The sequence below is a fragment of the Xenorhabdus sp. XBWT genome (assembly GCF_059072735.1).
The window spans coordinates 214,252-230,055 of the sequence record NZ_CM180990.1; the positions used below are offsets into that span (position 1 = coordinate 214,252).

Annotated in this window: 14 protein-coding genes and 1 pseudogene; 5 read left to right on the forward strand and 10 right to left on the reverse strand. The window is 45.2% G+C overall.

The annotated features are described in order from the left end of the window. Positions 1-22 precede the first annotated feature (22 nt). Both dtd and fabY read left to right on the forward strand, forming a co-directional pair. Positions 23-460, forward strand: a complete 438-nt coding sequence (dtd, locus tag AC5JQI_RS00895; protein ID WP_493913406.1) for a D-aminoacyl-tRNA deacylase — start codon at positions 23-25, stop codon at positions 458-460. Between the two features lie 71 nt (positions 461-531). Further along, positions 532-1,449, forward strand: coding sequence for a fatty acid biosynthesis protein FabY (gene fabY / locus AC5JQI_RS00900; RefSeq protein WP_493913407.1), 918 nt, complete (start codon positions 532-534; stop codon positions 1,447-1,449). On the opposite strand, the gene AC5JQI_RS00905 is transcribed toward fabY, so the two are convergent. The 4 genes from AC5JQI_RS00905 to AC5JQI_RS00920 all read right to left on the reverse strand — a co-directional run bounded on the left by AC5JQI_RS00905 (position 1,439) and on the right by AC5JQI_RS00920 (position 4,435). Further along, positions 1,439-3,208 carry a translocation/assembly module TamB domain-containing protein gene (locus AC5JQI_RS00905; RefSeq protein ID WP_493913408.1) on the reverse strand — a complete coding sequence of 590 codons (1,770 nt, stop codon included), beginning with the start codon at positions 3,206-3,208 and terminating at the stop codon, positions 1,439-1,441. The genes fabY and AC5JQI_RS00905 overlap by 11 nt on opposite strands. A gap of 333 nt (positions 3,209-3,541) precedes the next feature. After that, complete coding sequence (locus AC5JQI_RS00910) at positions 3,542-3,823, reverse strand: helix-turn-helix domain-containing protein (RefSeq protein ID WP_493913409.1); 282 nt, start codon at positions 3,821-3,823, stop codon at positions 3,542-3,544. Further along, positions 3,820-4,134: a type II toxin-antitoxin system RelE/ParE family toxin gene (locus AC5JQI_RS00915; RefSeq protein WP_493913410.1), complete on the reverse strand. Its 315-nt coding sequence runs from the start codon at positions 4,132-4,134 to the stop codon at positions 3,820-3,822. The genes AC5JQI_RS00910 and AC5JQI_RS00915 overlap by 4 nt, the downstream gene beginning before the upstream one ends. Positions 4,135-4,303: 169 nt before the next feature. After that, entirely contained in the window at positions 4,304-4,435 is a 132-nt protein-coding gene (locus AC5JQI_RS00920) for a hypothetical protein (protein WP_493913411.1), read from the reverse strand. A 242-nt stretch (positions 4,436-4,677) separates the two neighbouring features. Here AC5JQI_RS00920 and gltS point away from each other — a divergent pair, with 242 nt between their 5' ends. Continuing rightward, positions 4,678-5,892: a sodium/glutamate symporter gene (gene gltS, locus AC5JQI_RS00925; RefSeq protein ID WP_493913412.1), complete on the forward strand. Its 1,215-nt coding sequence runs from the start codon at positions 4,678-4,680 to the stop codon at positions 5,890-5,892. Positions 5,893-5,984: 92 nt separating this feature from the next. Here gltS and recG read toward each other — a convergent pair whose 3' ends face one another. The 5 genes and pseudogenes from recG to gmk all read right to left on the reverse strand — a co-directional run bounded on the left by recG (position 5,985) and on the right by gmk (position 11,607). Further along, complete coding sequence (recG, locus tag AC5JQI_RS00930; RefSeq protein WP_493913413.1) at positions 5,985-8,066, reverse strand: ATP-dependent DNA helicase RecG; 2,082 nt, start codon at positions 8,064-8,066, stop codon at positions 5,985-5,987. A 48-nt stretch (positions 8,067-8,114) separates the two neighbouring features. Then, a pseudogene (locus tag AC5JQI_RS00935) lies at positions 8,115-8,435 on the reverse strand (RNA methyltransferase); the annotation flags it as partial. A gap of 85 nt (positions 8,436-8,520) precedes the next feature. Further along, on the reverse strand, positions 8,521-10,635 hold the full coding sequence (spoT, locus tag AC5JQI_RS00940) for a bifunctional GTP diphosphokinase/guanosine-3',5'-bis pyrophosphate 3'-pyrophosphohydrolase (protein WP_493913414.1): 2,115 nt from the start codon (positions 10,633-10,635) through the stop codon (positions 8,521-8,523). An 18-nt stretch (positions 10,636-10,653) separates the two neighbouring features. Then, positions 10,654-10,929 carry a DNA-directed RNA polymerase subunit omega gene (gene rpoZ, locus AC5JQI_RS00945; RefSeq protein WP_013185697.1) on the reverse strand — a complete coding sequence of 92 codons (276 nt, stop codon included), beginning with the start codon at positions 10,927-10,929 and terminating at the stop codon, positions 10,654-10,656. A gap of 54 nt (positions 10,930-10,983) precedes the next feature. Continuing rightward, positions 10,984-11,607: a guanylate kinase gene (gene gmk, locus AC5JQI_RS00950; RefSeq protein ID WP_493913415.1), complete on the reverse strand. Its 624-nt coding sequence runs from the start codon at positions 11,605-11,607 to the stop codon at positions 10,984-10,986. A 307-nt stretch (positions 11,608-11,914) separates the two neighbouring features. On the opposite strand from gmk, the gene ligB reads away from it, so the two are divergent. Further along, positions 11,915-13,738 (forward strand): NAD-dependent DNA ligase LigB, encoded by a 1,824-nt coding sequence (gene ligB / locus AC5JQI_RS00955; RefSeq protein ID WP_493913416.1) that lies wholly within the window; start codon positions 11,915-11,917, stop codon positions 13,736-13,738. Between the two features lie 2 nt (positions 13,739-13,740). Here ligB and AC5JQI_RS00960 read toward each other — a convergent pair whose 3' ends face one another. After that, positions 13,741-14,358: a trimeric intracellular cation channel family protein gene (locus AC5JQI_RS00960; protein ID WP_493913417.1), complete on the reverse strand. Its 618-nt coding sequence runs from the start codon at positions 14,356-14,358 to the stop codon at positions 13,741-13,743. Between the two features lie 134 nt (positions 14,359-14,492). Here AC5JQI_RS00960 and AC5JQI_RS00965 point away from each other — a divergent pair, with 134 nt between their 5' ends. Next, positions 14,493-15,803 carry a YidR family protein gene (locus AC5JQI_RS00965; RefSeq protein WP_493913418.1) on the forward strand — a complete coding sequence of 437 codons (1,311 nt, stop codon included), beginning with the start codon at positions 14,493-14,495 and terminating at the stop codon, positions 15,801-15,803. Position 15,804 lies beyond the last annotated feature (1 nt).

A 15,804-nucleotide genomic window follows, 5' to 3' on the forward strand; every position in this document is an offset into this window, starting at 1 on the left:
GTGAGGACAACAGGTAAGAAAAATGATCGCTTTAATACAGCGTGTGACACAGGCAAAAGTTGTTATTGAAAATGAAACTATTGGGGAAATTGGACAGGGATTACTGGTGTTATTGGGAGTTGAGAAAGATGACAACCCACAAAAAGCACAACGTTTATGCGAAAAAATGATGGGATATCGGGTATTCAGCGATGAGCAGGGAAAAATGAATTTGAGTGTTCAGCAGGCTAATGGCGGCTTACTGGTTGTGTCCCAATTTACATTGGCGGCGGATACTCAGAAGGGGTTGAGGCCAAGTTTTTCTGGTGGTGCTGAACCTAAAAAAGCAGATGAACTTTATCGCTATTTTGTTGAACAGTGCCGTATAACTGGTGTAAAAACAGAAACGGGGAAATTTGCTGCAAATATGGAAGTCAGTTTAACGAATGACGGACCCGTGACTTTCTGGTTGCAGGTGTAAAGTAATCCGCAGTGTGCTGTATACGTTTTCCTGACTTACACATGACAACACACAAGAGAGGGGTTGTTTCTATGTACCACCTGAGAGTACCTCAAACAGAACAAGAGTTGGAAACCTATTACCAATTTCGTTGGGAGATGCTGCGTAAACCGCTTCATCAGCCCATTGGTTCAGAGAAAGATGGTTACGACTCAATAGCTCATCATCAAATGGTGGTGGATGAACATGGTAACCCGCTTGCTGTCGGGCGCTTATATATTAATGCGGATAGTGAAGGGGCAATCCGTTTTCTGGCTGTTCACCCCAATGTGCAGCGGAAAGGGCTGGGCACACTGATTGCAATGGCGTTGGAATCTGTTGCCAGACAAGAAGGGGTAAAGCGGGTCGTTTGCAGTGCACGGGAAGATGCCGTCGATTTCTTTGATAAATTGGGTTTTGAGAACCGCGGTTTAATCAATGGGGCCAGAACATCACCAATTAACCATTTTCTAATGATAAAACCTATCATGAGCCTTGATGATATTCTGCATCGTCCTGATTGGTGTGCGGAATTACAGCAAGCATGGCATAAACATATTCCTCTGAGTGAAAAGATGGGGCTGCGGATCACGCAATATACTGGGCAACGTTTTATCACGACGATGCCTGAAGCGGGGAACCAAAACCCACACAATACTATTTTTGCGGGCAGCTTGTTTTCCCAAGCTACGTTAACAGCATGGGGGCTAATTTGGTTATTGCTACAGGAACGCCAGCTGGGCGGAGATATTATTTTGGTGGATGCCAGTATTCGCTATCGGCAGCCTATTACTGGGCGTCCCAGTGCAACCGCAGATTTCAATAATATGAGTGGCGATTTGGCCCGCCTTGCCCGTGGCAACAAAGCACGCGTAAAACTGGAAGTAGAGGTTAGCGGTGAACATGGTGTCGGTAGCGTGTTCACCGGTACTTATATTGTCATGCCTCCAGAACGTTTTGCTACAGCCTGATTTTGGTGCAGGTTTCACTCTCTGTTGTTGGATGTTCGGTTTCCGAGTTATCTACGGGAGAGTGGGCTGCTGTAGTGCAACGATTTGTCGAAATCAGGCCTTGCTCAACAGACTGTGACTCTTTGTCTGATGATTTATCTTCAGCAACCAATGTACCATTGATTGTGCCTTTAACATTATCAGCAGAGAGGTCACCAGTAATCTCGAGTGAGAAATTCCCTTCTCCTTGAATATTGAGTGGCACCCAACCCCATTGAGGCAAAATGCTCAAATCCGCATTCATTCCTTTGAAACTGAGGTTAAAAGGAGTTTGGGACGTTCGTTGTTCCGCTGTGCCGGTAATTTGCAGTAACCCCTCACTTGTAAAAGCATTTAATTTATCGATGGTTATCTTGTCATCAGTAGTGTGAAATTGCAGATAAGGACGGGTTATCTCTATTTTATTGAATGTCCCCGCTGCGGCCTGAAACGATGCCTGTCCATTCCATAATCCCCATTTGCCATCTTTCAAAAGCTCCAGAGTGTCAACATGGCCTGAAAGGGTGGTGAGCTGGAATGGAAAATGAGGATTAGTATCAACCAACAGGGTATTGTTGATGCTAATGTCATTGAGTTTCAGCCCGGAAATCCATTCTGGTGCCGGGTTTTGTAAATAGTTAATCCAGGCTGATGGCAAATGATAAAACAGCCCTGTTACTGAGCTATCTTTGAGGGTCAGAAACCGGTTTTTGCGATCCCATTTAGTCTGGATATTAAACAATCCCTTTTGATAGTGGGTTGTCAGATTGGCAATGGTAAAAGTATCGCCAGAAAACCGGAATTTCCCAAGAGTATCACTGAGCTGGGCATTATTGAGGGACATGTTCATAACATTAAAATCAATCAACCCATCTTCGCCATCCCAACTGCCATTGACCAGCCCCAGATTTTTGATGGTACTGTTCAGATAATCGACAGACCAGTTTTGCCCTTGTAACTTGGCATTGGTGATATTGAGGTCTTTCACATGAATGGCAGGAAGATGGCTGATTTCTTCCTTGATTGCATTCAATGTCATCGGTGATTGCCAGCGGATATCGCTGATCAGGAGATTATTCCACTGCCAGCTGCCATTAGATAACCGTTGGCCATCTCCAGAAACAGCACCTTGCAGAAATGTCGCACCAAAAGAATCGATATTCAGAGCCTTATTCTGGTAGCTCCCCTGCATCATGACATTTTCAACAGGAATGCCATTTAAGCGGATTACATGGGCACTGAATTGATATTGCCCATCACCAAATGGGCTTTCCACGGTAGGTGCCCAAGGGGTAATTCCGCCAGTGATGTTCTCTCCCTGAATAGGTGTGGTTGGATTGTTCAACTGAACATTCATCTGATTCAGTTGTAAAATATCTGCTTTCAAAGGAAGTGGTAATTGGTTATTGGCTAACGTTACTGTTCCTTGTTGCAATGTCAGGCGGTGGAGATTTTGTGGTGTCAGTAGATGTCGCCATTTGAAATCGAGATTGATGGTATTGGCTTGTAGTGAGAAAGGGCTTTGTTTATCGTGAATATCCACACGGCTAAACGTTAAGGTGGATGGTTGCAACCAACTATGGCTGATGCTTTCGATATTGACTTGATAATGTCCTTGTCGGTTAAACCACTGGCTTAATTGTTTTGCGCCCCAATGCGTCTGGATAACAACATAGATGGTGATAATTGCCAGAGCGAGCAACAATAAAAGAGCGACAACACTTTTCCCTAACCATTTCATGATTCTCACCTCAATATTTCCTCCTGATAGAAACTCTTTTATGCCGTAAAAAGTACAGACGCTCAAGAGCTGGTGCAGATAAAACAGTATTTAATATATTTTTATGGAAGTAAATTCAGATATTGCGAATAGATACGCAAAATAAAAATACAAAAATTCCCGCCGGGAGGAGCGGGAGGAAGGCAACCAAAACTAGCGGCTATTTTCCGGAGGAAAAATTAAATTCAGCAGAATGGCCGTTAAATCACCCATCAATTACTCTAGATATTGGTTTTTATGAATTTGGGCAACAAATATTACGACTAGAGGGTGGGACCGCGGTCCCACCTTAATTTAAAATGTCATTCTGATATCTATGTTAGCACCACAGGCACTAGCGTAACGTGATAATGTTTTCACACTAGCACCCAGCGGATTACCCTCTAGTCGTGTGATCGCGGATGGAGATATACCCAATCGTTTAGCTAATTCTGATTTTGTTAATCCAGCGCGCTCGCGCATTTGGTATAGCATTTCAACTATCGCTAATTCTTTATCAGCATCGTTGTATGCCTGAATAGCGTCTGGAGTATCCAACATTTCTGCTTTCAGTTGTTCGAAACTGATACCGTTCATTTGTTCATCTCCTGTAACCGTTTTCTGGCTATTTCTATAGAGCCGGATGGAGTTTTTTGAGTTTTTTTCACAAATGCATGTAATAAATAAATTTTTTCCCCTATCTCAAATGCATATAGCGTTCTGGCTATATTTTTATCTCCAACCCGTAGTTCGAATAAACCACCGCCAATAACTTTACTGTGCGGCATTTTTAATTGGTTTCCATCCACACTCAGTCGTTCTATCAACCGAAACATGCGACCTCGCAGTTCGTCAGGTAGTTGTTTTAATTCCAATAGTGCATCTGGATGAGTTATCACATCAAACATTTCTCCTCCTGATTTAAATATACTTAAAAGAGAAATTTCTGTCAAAATTAAGTTTAATCAAAAGAAGAAATTCAACTAAAATATGCCTGCCATGCCTGAATCATTGCATCTTTCAGGTTATCAGCCTGACCAACCCACGAGTAATGTTGCCCTTTATATTCAAATTTTACTACCCATTGACCATCATCACGGCGATGTGGGGCGGCAAATTTGGGGCGATATCTTCGAGGCGATAAATCAATTCATTATCTGATTTAGCGGAAACTTCTGGTGAATTGGAGCCATGGGCTGGATTGGCCATGTTATGAAATTCTAGATGGACAAAACAACGCATTTTAATGATCTACAACATTAAAGCAATTGATTGCGTTTGGTTTTGCTTATCCCAAACGGCTTAATTCCGTCACATTTTTAAATGTTTTAACTTGTATTTATTAATAATTTTCTTTCTAATCCGATCCCTATCTGCTCTTGGCGTTTTTATAGGATGATTATAACGTCACATTAAACTTACATAATATTAACAATGGATGGGGTACATAAATGTATCATCTGGATATTTATGGCACGCTCGTTGCTGCCACTCTTGTTTTGCTACTAGGAAGAAAACTCGTAAAAACAGTTCCATTTCTTGAGAAATACACAATCCCTGAGCCGGTCGCCGGTGGATTATTGGTTGCTTTAGTTTTATTGGCGGTTAAACAAACCGTAGGTTGGGAAATCAGTTTTGATTCATCTCTCACCGAACCTCTTATGTTGACGTTCTTTGCCACAATCGGCCTGAACGCTAACCTTGCCAGCCTGAAAGCGGGCGGAAAACTTCTGATAATTTTTGTCTTTGTGGTTGTTGGCCTGTTATTAGTGCAAAACACCGTAGGCATCGCATTGGCGAAAATGCTTGGCCTTGACCCATTAATGGGGCTGCTGGCGGGTTCTATTACACTCTCTGGGGGGCACGGAACGGGAGCCGCTTGGGGCAAATTATTCACTGAACGTTACGGCTTTGAGAATGCGACGGAAGTCGCAATGGCATGTGCGACATTCGGTTTGGTCTTGGGTGGTTTGATCGGTGGCCCGGTTGCACGTTTTTTGGTGAAAAACATCAAAACACCGGGTTTGAGTACAGATGATACAGAAATCCCAACTGCATTTGAGAAACCTTATACTGGTCGTCTTATCACGCCATTGGTGATGCTGGAAACCATTGCCATGATTTCCATCTGTTTGTTGGCGGGCAAATTTATTGAGAAACTGTTGCAAGGCACTTCATATGAATTACCGACATTCGTGTGTGTGCTGTTTGTTGGTGTTATCCTCAGCAATGGTCTGTCTATGCTTGGTTTTTATCGGGTATTTGACCGAGCGGTTTCTATATTGGGTAACGTCAGTTTGTCACTGTTCCTTGCAATGGCACTGATGAGCCTGAAACTATGGCAGTTGGCTTCCCTTGCACTACCAATGCTGGTGATCCTCACTGTGCAGTCAGTGGTGATGGCGTTGTACGCGATTTTCGTGACTTACCGTATAATGGGCAAGAATTATGACGCGGCAATATTGTCAGCCGGTCACTGCGGTTTTGGCTTGGGCGCAACACCAACAGCCATTGCAAATATGCAGGCGATTACTGATCGTTTTGGACCATCACATGTGGCATTCCTTTTAGTGCCGATGGTTGGTGCATTCTTTATTGATATCGTCAATGCTGCTGTTATCAAGTTATATCTGTTGTTGCCGGTATTCCCATCTGTTGCAGGTTAATTTGACCCGCTTGTGATATGGCCTGATATCTTGGCTAAAATGCCGCTGAAATACTCAGCGGCATTTTTTTGCTTATTTATTACGGTTTGAATTTAGGCATGGCTGTACTGCGAGCTATCCGGTAGCCACCGCTCAATCAGTGCCTTGGCATGTTCAGGATAGTGCTGGTGGATATAGCGAGCGATGCGTTGAGCTTCGGGCAGCATACTTTGATCCCGCAATAAATCCGCGATCCTGAATTCTGCATTACCAGTTTGGCGTGTGCCAAGCAATTCACCCGGCCCGCGAATTTCCAGATCTTTCTGAGCAATTACAAAACCGTCGTTACTGTCCCGTAAAACTTGCAGGCGAATTTTGGCCGTTTGGGTCAGAGGGGTTTTATAGAGCAGGACGCAGTGGGAAGCAATGGCCCCACGCCCGACACGCCCGCGAAGCTGATGCAACTGAGCCAATCCGAGCCGCTCAGGGTTGTCAATGATCATCAGGCTGGCATTGGGAACATCAACCCCAACTTCAATAACTGTAGTGGCAACCAGCAATTGTAATTCACCCTGTTTGAAAGCCTCCATGATACTTTGCTTTTCAGTGGGCTTCATTCGTCCATGTACTAAACCGATTTTCAGTTCCGGCAACGCAAGGGCCAGTTCTTCGCTGGTGGCTTGTGCTGCTTGCGCTTCCAACACCTCAGAATCTTCGATCAACGTACATACCCAATAAGCCTGACGGCCTTCATCCAGACAGGCATTTTTGATACGCTGGATAATATCGTTCCGGCGGGTATCAGGAATGGCGACGGTTGTCACTGGTGTTCGCCCCGGCGGTAATTCGTCGATGATGGATGTATCCAGATCGGCATAGGCGGTCATTGCCAACGTGCGTGGAATGGGGGTGGCTGTCATGATCAACTGATGGGGATGGAAGCCCTGTTCTCGGCCTTTTTCCCATAAAGCAAGGCGTTGATGAACACCAAACCGGTGTTGTTCATCAATGATGACCAGCGCCAGTCCCGCAAATTTTACCTGCTCCTGAAACATCGCATGGGTTCCGACGACCATGCTTACCTGACCATTCGCAATCGCTTCTTGTTGTGCCTGACGAGCCTTGCCTTTTTGTTTGCCAGCCAGCCAACCGATTTGAATACCGAGTGGTTCGAGCCATTGGCGGAAGGTATTGGCATGCTGTTCCGCCAGCAGTTCAGTTGGCGCCATCAACGCAACCTGCTTACCGTGAACAATGGTGCGAACTGCCGCCAAAGCCGCGACCAGCGTTTTACCTGATCCGACATCCCCTTGTATTAAACGCATCATGGGAACGTTCTTTTCCAAATCGTGCTCGATTTCTGCAACAACACGCGCTTGCGCCCCTGTCGGTGAGAAGGGTAATTGATTGAGAAGTTGCTGCTTTAAGGTGTCATCCGCCATGAGTGGTTGGGCGTGAAAGCGCTGTGCTCCGGCTCTGACTGCCAACATACTCAAATGGTGTGCCAGAAACTCTTCCAGAATCAATCTGCGCTGGGCCGGATGTCTGCCGTTATCTAAATCAGTCAGGGATATGTCCGGTGGAGGACGATGCAATGTATGAAGGGCATCGGGCAGGCTAATAATCTTCCGGCTGAATTCTTCAGGTAGCAGTTCGTTAACAGCACAGGTATCCAATATCTCCAAGGCTTGTTCGATCAACTTACGCAGCGTTGTTTGGCGCACTCCCTCGGTTGTGGGGTAGATGGGAGTCAATGTCTCTTGCAGTTGAACACGGTTGGCGTGTTGCTGGACTTTATATTCAGGATGAATAATCTCTGGCCCCTGATTTCCGGGACGAATTTCGCCATAGGCAACGACGTGTTTCCCTTCGGCCAGATTGTTTTTCATGGCAGCGGAGAAGTTGAAAAAACGCAGGGTCAATACACCTGTTCCATCGCTGATTTGGCAGGTCATGATGCGCCGGCGTCCAAAAATGACATTGGTACGCAATACTTCACCCGTTACCGTCGCGTAAATGCCAGTCAGCAACTCATTGATGGTATACAGGCGGGTTTGATCTTCATAGCGGAGAGGCAGGTGCAGCAGCAAATCCTGTAGATTGACCAACCCTAATTTGGCGAGCCTAGCGACCTGACTGGCTCCAACACCATGCAGAGTGGTTAAGGGAATGGCATCAAGTAGTTGGCCTTTCATGCGATGTCTCCGTCGGTGTGATTTATATCCTTGTATACCTGTTGTCTTTCAATTAGCCGCTTTGTTGGCTGCGCTCACTTGCTGTCGCGCTGCATCTTGAAATTCAATGGGTATCGATGGCGCAGTCGTTGCCTGCATTGCTGCCCACCACACTTCACTTGCGATGATTTGCCCTTGTTTATCAATCAATGGTTGTTCCAGACCCTTACGGTGAGAAACGGCTGCCAAAACGGGATATCCCCCTTCGAAAAGCAGTTTTTGTTGTTCCTCTTCGGATAATATGCTCTTTTCCCGCTGGTACATGCCGGCCAGTTGCCGCTGCGCTTCATACAAGATTAAAGCAGATGCAACTGAGACATTCAACGATTGCTTCCAGACAAATTAATTGTCAGGTCAGGTTGGCGCATTGCCATCATTTGGCAAATACGAGCGTAACGTTTAGGATTCATAACCTTTAATTTCGGTTACGGCTGACCCGCATCACGTCCGGCATAACACGTATCTTACGCATGATATTCGCCAGCTGGATACGGTCTTTGGTCGTCAGCCTGATGAAAGCACAATAGACGCGGCCATCTTTTTCCTCTGTATTCATGCTTTGAATGCTGGAATTTGCATCATTGATGGCGGCGGTCAGATTTGCCAGTGCGCCTTGATGGTTAAACATATCAACTTTAATTTCAGCAATAAAATCACTATTGATATCTTTATCCCATTCAACAGGCATGAATTTTTCTGGTTCTTTCTGATATCCACGAATATTGCGGCACGATTCGTGGTGGATCACTAAGCCTTTCCCCGGACTGATATGGGAAATAATCGGGTCGCCTGGGATTGGACGACAACATTTTGCAAAGGTGATCAGAATACCATCAGCGCCCTTGATAGGCAGCTTACGCGTTGCATTGCCACTGCCGTTTGATGTTTTTTCCGCTGCACCCAATAATAAATTACGCGCGACAACCACGCTCATGGCATTGCCTAGCCCGATTTCGGCCAGTAAATCATCCAATGTAGCAAGTTTCATCCTTGCCAGTTCTTTATCAATATTCTCTTGTGGAATATCGATGACTTTTGTACCGTTGCCCAGTGCATGATTGAGTAGACGTCGCCCTAATCCGATGGAATCATCCCGTTTCAGGTTTTTCAGCAACTGGCGGATTTTGGCTCGGGCCTTAGAGCTGACAACAAAGTTTAGCCATGCTGCATTAGGACGAGCACCGGGCGCTGTGATGATTTCGACGGTTTGCCCGCTGCTGAGCGTCTGTGAGAGAGGATAAGGCAGGCGATCAACGCGTGCGCCGACACAAGCATGACCGATATCGGTATGGACAGCATAGGCAAAATCGACAGGGGTCGCACCAGCCGGTAACTCAACAATTCGTCCTTCAGGGGTAAAAACGTAAATCTCATCGGGGAACAAATCAGATTTGACACTCTCAATAAACTCAAAAGAGCTTCCGGCGCTTTGCTGAAGCTCCAGTAAACTCTGCATCCAACGCTGGGCGCGGACTTGTGCAGTTGTGCCGGACTCTCCCTGTTCTTTATAAGCCCAGTGTGCCGCCACCCCCATTTCTGCCATCTGATCCATATCTTCGGTACGGATCTGAACCTCAACAGGCACACCATGCGGGCCAATAAGGGAAGTATGCAGGGATTGATAGCCGTTAGCCTTGGGGATAGCAACATAATCTTTTACTCTGCCGGGACGCGGTTTATATAAACTGTGCATTTGCCCCAATACGCGATAGCAGGTATCAAGATTATTGACGATGACACGAAAAGCGTAAATATCCATGATGGAATGGAAACGCTGTTCTTTCAAATGCATCTTGCGATAGATAGAGTAGAGATGTTTTTCGCGACCACTGACGGTACATTGGATGCCAGCATCTGTTAACCTGCCTTCAATTTCAGACAGAATTTTCTGGATCATCTCTTTACGGTTACCACGGGCGGCCTTAACAACCTCTTTAATCACGCGGTAACGGTTAGGATATAGGGCTTCAAACCCAAGCTCCTCCAGTTCAGTTTTCAGGTGATGGATACCCAAACGATGAGCCAGGGGGCTATAAATTTCCAGCGTTTCCCTGGCAATGCGCCGCCGCTTATCGGGACGCAGGGAGCCAAGGGTTCGCATATTGTGTGTACGGTCTGCCAGTTTAATCAAGATGACGCGGATATCCTGCACCATTGCCATGATCATTTTGCGGAAGTTTTCAGCTTGTGCTTCCTTTTTGTCACGGAAGTTCAGCTTATCCAGTTTAGAAACACCTTCCACCAAACCGGCAACGACCGTGCCAAATAACTGTTCTATGTCCTGAAATGTTGCTGGAGTATCTTCAATTACGTCATGCAGAAGTGCCGCCATAAGTGTTTCATGGTCAAGTCGCATTTCGGCCAAAATACAGGAAACGGCCACAGGGTGAGTAATATACGGCTCACCACTGGAACGGGTCTGCCCTTCGTGGGCATCCCGCGCAACCACATAGGCCTGCTTAAGTAGATCGATTTGATCTTCAGGCAAATATTTCAGAACAAGCTGATTCAAGCTTTCAAACAGGTACAAGGCAGACCTACCGTAAAATTAACGACGACCTTCAGCGATGGCAGAAACAGCTTTGATTTCTGCGGCTTCTTGTTCTTGCTGTTCCTGACGCTCACGAACATCAAGAATTTTATTGTTGATAAGGCCTTGCTCGATTTCACGCAGAGCGATAACAGTCATCTTATCGTTTTCTTCTGGAACGAGGGGATCTTTGCCACCTGATTGCAATTGACGTGCTCGGCGAGCAGCGACCAACACCAGGTCAAAACGGTTACCAATTTTTTCTACTGCGTCTTGAACAGTTACGCGTGCCATATGTGTGCTACTCCACAGATAAATAAATGACTGGGCATAATACTGAAACTTGGTTCAGTCTGCCAATAATTTGCTGATTAAGGCATCATGCCGCTGAGTCTGACGATCTAATCGTAGACGCTCTGAACGAATAATAGATTGTAAATCGGCCAGTGCCGTATTGAAATCATCATTGATGATGATGTAATCGTATTCGTTGTAATGTTCCATCTCTGCGACAGCCTGAGCCATTCGTTTAGCAATAACTTCTTCGCTGTCCTGACCACGTCCGCGCAGGCGGCGGAGCAACTCTTCCCTGGAGGGCGGAAGAATGAAAATGCTGCAGGCTGCTGGCATTTTCTGACGGACTTGCTGCGCTCCCTGCCAGTCAATATCAAGGAAAACATCAACACCACTGGCGAGAGTGTCTTCAATGACTTTTCGGGATGTACCGTAATAGTTACCAAAGACACAGGCATATTCCAAAAACTCATCATGGCTGATCATATTTTGGAATTCATCTACTGTGATGAAAAAATAATGTTCACCATGATTTTCGCCTGAGCGGGTCTGACGTGTTGTATGTGAAACAGATACCTGAGTGTCATACAAAGGCTGAGTTTTCAGTAAAGCCTGAATGAGGCTTGATTTGCCTGCTCCACTCGGCGCAGAAACAATATATAACGTTCCTTGGTTCATGATGATTTCTTGACTGGTTGGGTATAAACAAATGCAAGCGCAGGAATATAAAATCCCACATAGTATACACGGATAGGTCAATCCATGCAGCGTTACAATACATGCCAACGGACATTTCAACAAAATTTTTTCTTAACAACCTGACGTTACTACTTAATTTTGCGAAACAATTTCAGGAAAAATAAACGGTTGCAGAAATTGAGTGTTTATTTTTCGAAACGCTTCGCAAACCCATATTTTCCCCCTTGGTAAAAATTACCGGGCTTTTTATTCTCTGCTCGTGTTTCAGGGAATTAACGGAGCAGGGATGCTTAACTTTCTTATTGGTTTTCTTATAACAGTTAGTGTGTCGCTATTTGGAATGCCTGCGGCATTTGCTGACAAGGGACATTGTTCTGCATGGATACAGGAAAAATGGTCACAGGAAAAACTTCAGCATGAAATAGAGCATCTGAAACGACAGATGGCGAAATGGGATGATCTTTATCGCCAGCAGGGTGTCAGTGAAATAGATGATGAAATCTATGATCAATTACTGGAAACTTTGGTGCTGTGGCAAAGCTGTGCAAACCAGATGCCAGACAGCACTTTCGAAATTAAGGTATCGCAGGAGGGAAAACAGCCTCACCCTGTCCAGCATACCGGCTTAAATAAGCTAAAAGAGGTGTGGAAAGTTCGTCAGTGGTTGCAGGGAAGAACGAAAGTCTGGTTGCAACCTAAGATTGATGGTGTTGCGGTTACTTTGGTCTATGAAAAAGGTCAATTAGTGAGGTTTATTAGCCGCGGTGATGGAATAGAGGGAACTGACTGGATGGATAAAAGCCTGTTTATTCCCAGTATTCCGAAACAGATAAAAAATGCACCGGAACATATGGTATTACAAGGTGAGCTTTTTTGGCAGCAGAAGGAGCATCGGCAATCCATTTCAGGTAGCCACGGCTCACGTAGCAAGGTTGCGGGGTTAATGATGCGCAAGACGCCTGCTGCAGAGATTAAGCAAATTGGCGTCTTTATTTGGGGTTGGCCGGATGGGCCATATGACATGGAAGTTAAATTGGAACGATTGGCATCTATGGGGTTTCCTCTCGCACAGCAATACAGTCATCCCGTTGCTACCCCAGAAGATGCAGAAAAAAGATGGAAAGATTATTTTGAATTGCCACTACCTTTTGCCTCAGATGGTGTTGTTTTACGGCAGGAAATTGAACCGGCTGGCCGGCAATGGCGTTCCGGGTCAAATAGTTGGGCGATTGCATGGAAATATCCATTACGCCAACAAGTGACAACGGTAAAAGATGTCAACTTCACAATAGGCCGGACGGGGAAAATATCCGTTGTCTTGGGATTAGAAAAAGTGAGGTTGGATGATAGACAAATTAGCCGTGTCAATATCGGTTCTGTCAAACGATGGAAGCAATGGAATGTTTATCCCGGAGATAAAATAACAGTAGCGTTGGCAGGGCATGGTATACCTAAACTCGATAAGGTGGTATGGCGTATGGCTGAACGTCCTGATATCCAGCCACCTGATGAACAGCATTATCACTATCTTAGTTGTTTCTCTTTCAGTTATTTGAGTAATGTGAATGAACATTATTGTCAGCAACAGTTCATTGCCCGCCTGACCTGGCTTGGAGAAAAATTGAAAATGAAAGGCGTTGGACAAGGAACATGGGCCATTCTGGTAAGGCATGGGCTTGTGACGAATTTAACGGATTGGCTGGCGTTGGATAAAGCACAACTTGAAAAAGTACCCAATATCGGAACTAAGCGTGCTGAGTTGATTTTCTCCCAATTACAGCAAGCGAAGTCACGACTGTTTTCATCATGGCGTGAAGCAATTGGCCTGCCTTATGCCAATCGGTTTACAGAAAATATGGGTTGGCAATGGAATATGCAGCCAGAGGGTGCTGACACTAAAAATTCGCTATCATTAACGGCAAAGCAAGCAGAAAAAATTTCAGCTTTTTTACAGCATCCAGAGATAAAGAGGGTAATTCAGAGTCTGGCTGTACATGGTATCAAGGAGGATAAATGGATTGGGGAGATAAACACGTCAGAGAAGCAAGATATCGAGCCGATTAAAAGTAGGAGAGATGGGGCGGCAAGCCACCCCGAAGCGCATAATTAAGGTTAATGGTCTGCACTGTCATAGTTAAAGATAGGTAATCCAAGGCGATAACGGATAGCAATTAACCGTGCGGCGAGTCCTGCGATAAGCGTAATCAGGATCACGCTATTTGGATGCAATGGCGTATGTAATAAAGCTATATAGAGCCAGGCGGCGGCAAAAGAGACCCCTGCATAAATTTCTTTTTGGAATACCAGCGGGATGGTATTGCAAAACATATCGCGCAATACCCCGCCAAAAACGCCAGTAATTACGGCGGCAATGGCTGCGATGATCGGGCTGTAGTACATATCCAACGCGATTTGAACTCCAATGATGGAAAAGACAATTAAGCCAATTGCATCAAGAATGAGAAATAAACGGCGTAAGTGCTTCATCATGGGTGCAACCCAGATGGTGACCACGGCAGCACAAGCAACGGTCACGATATACTCTGGATTTTTTACCCAGCCGAGAGGGTAGTGACCAAGGATCATATCTCGGACGGTGCCACCACCAATGGCCGTCACGGAAGCAATAATAATAACGCCGAACACGTCCATTTTTCGGCGACCAGCGGCTAAGGCACCTGTCATGGCTTCAGCCGTAATACCAATAATATAAAGGACACTAAGTAACATAATTTTAGTCAAATAAATAACGTAGAAGTAAAGGGTACTGTTGAAATAATAACTCCTCGCCTGAATTTTTTTAGTTAAATTTCAATAGAATTAGTTTTTTTCATCCGAAACCTCTCAATGTTAAGGTAATAAAAATGGTCTTTAAAGAACGCCAGATAACATTTGATAGCCATAGCCATCAGATAACTAATATAAATGTTTGGACACCTGACAGCCAGTGGTTGGTATACGATGTTCGTCCTGACGGAGCGTCTTTTACGGGCCTAACGATAGAAAAAATTCATATTGATAATGGGCAGACTGAAGTTGTTTATTTGGCAGGAAAGGGATCTCATGTTGGGGTGGTGACAGTGAGCCAACAGGAACCCGTTCGTTATGCATTCATTCATGGCCCAGAAAACCCAGATGCGCAATGGCAGTATAATTTCCATCACCGTCGTGGGGTGATTGTTTACGATACCCAGCCACATATAGCGGTGAATATTGATGCACTGGATATTACTCCTCCCTATACCGCCGGAGCCTTGCGTGGCGGTACACATGTTCACGTTTTCAGTCCTGACAGCAGTCGCTTGAGTTTTACCTATAACGACCATGTAATGCATGAGTTAGATCCTGCATTTGATTTACGTAATGTTGCTGTGGCTGTTCCGTTGAAATCCGTGGAGTCAGTCAAAAAACATCGGAGGGAATATGATGGCAGTTATTTTTCGGTTGTGGTCAGCCAAACTACTCCATCTCCCCGTCCCGGAAGTGATGATATTAATCGGGCTTATGAAGAAGGTTGGATAGGGAAAAGGGGGTATTTAAAAGATAATGGTCAATGGCAGCGTTGGGCGCTGGCCTTTATCGGAGATACCTGTGCTGAAAATGGTGAAAAGATACCGGAAATTTTTCTCATTGACCTGCCTGAAAATGATAGCGATTACGCTATTGCCGGTAGTCAGCCTTTGGCGGGTACTGAAACAACATTACCCGCTCCACCTGCGGGAGTGAAACAGAGGCGTTTAACATTTACACATGATAAACGTTGGCCGGGTGTAGTGAATATACCCCGACATTGGTTGAGAACATCACCAGATGGCAGCAAAATCTGTTTCTTAATGAAAGATGATAATGGGATTGTCCAACTATGGTACATCTCGCCAAATGGTGGTGAGTCAATACAGATAACTCACCGTAGTGACAATATTCAGTCTGCATTTAGCTGGGATAGCCGTGGTCGGTTTATTGCCTGTGTTTGTGATAACAGTGTTGTACTCTGTGATAGTCAAAATGGCGAAATTCGGCGTTTGACGCAGCGTACCGAAGATGCTCCTTCCGCGGATGCAATTGTCATATCACCGGATGATCGCTATGTTGCTTTTATGCGTGATATTGAGGGTTATCGGCAGATATTTGTGGTTGAAACAGGAATGGATAGTGCTTATTGCAGAGATGAATAAC

Excerpts from the sequence above, each read along its gene's own strand:
- AC5JQI_RS00920 (WP_493913411.1), bottom strand. The coding sequence starts at position 4,435 with ATGGCCAATCCAGCCCATGGCTCCAATTCACCAGAAGTTTCCGCTAAA.
- AC5JQI_RS00960 (WP_493913417.1), bottom strand. The coding sequence starts at position 14,358 with ATGTTACTTAGTGTCCTTTATATTATTGGTATTACGGCTGAAGCCATG.
- fabY (WP_493913407.1), top strand. The coding sequence starts at position 532 with ATGTACCACCTGAGAGTACCTCAAACAGAACAAGAGTTGGAAACCTAT.
- AC5JQI_RS00915 (WP_493913410.1), bottom strand. The coding sequence starts at position 4,134 with ATGTTTGATGTGATAACTCATCCAGATGCACTATTGGAATTAAAACAA.
- gmk (WP_493913415.1), bottom strand. The coding sequence starts at position 11,607 with ATGAACCAAGGAACGTTATATATTGTTTCTGCGCCGAGTGGAGCAGGC.
- ligB (WP_493913416.1), top strand. The coding sequence starts at position 11,915 with ATGCTTAACTTTCTTATTGGTTTTCTTATAACAGTTAGTGTGTCGCTA.
- rpoZ (WP_013185697.1), bottom strand. The coding sequence starts at position 10,929 with ATGGCACGCGTAACTGTTCAAGACGCAGTAGAAAAAATTGGTAACCGT.
- recG (WP_493913413.1), bottom strand. The coding sequence starts at position 8,066 with ATGAAAGGCCAACTACTTGATGCCATTCCCTTAACCACTCTGCATGGT.
- AC5JQI_RS00905 (WP_493913408.1), bottom strand. The coding sequence starts at position 3,208 with ATGAAATGGTTAGGGAAAAGTGTTGTCGCTCTTTTATTGTTGCTCGCT.
- AC5JQI_RS00910 (WP_493913409.1), bottom strand. The coding sequence starts at position 3,823 with ATGAACGGTATCAGTTTCGAACAACTGAAAGCAGAAATGTTGGATACT.
- AC5JQI_RS00965 (WP_493913418.1), top strand. The coding sequence starts at position 14,493 with ATGGTCTTTAAAGAACGCCAGATAACATTTGATAGCCATAGCCATCAG.
- gltS (WP_493913412.1), top strand. The coding sequence starts at position 4,678 with ATGTATCATCTGGATATTTATGGCACGCTCGTTGCTGCCACTCTTGTT.
- dtd (WP_493913406.1), top strand. The coding sequence starts at position 23 with ATGATCGCTTTAATACAGCGTGTGACACAGGCAAAAGTTGTTATTGAA.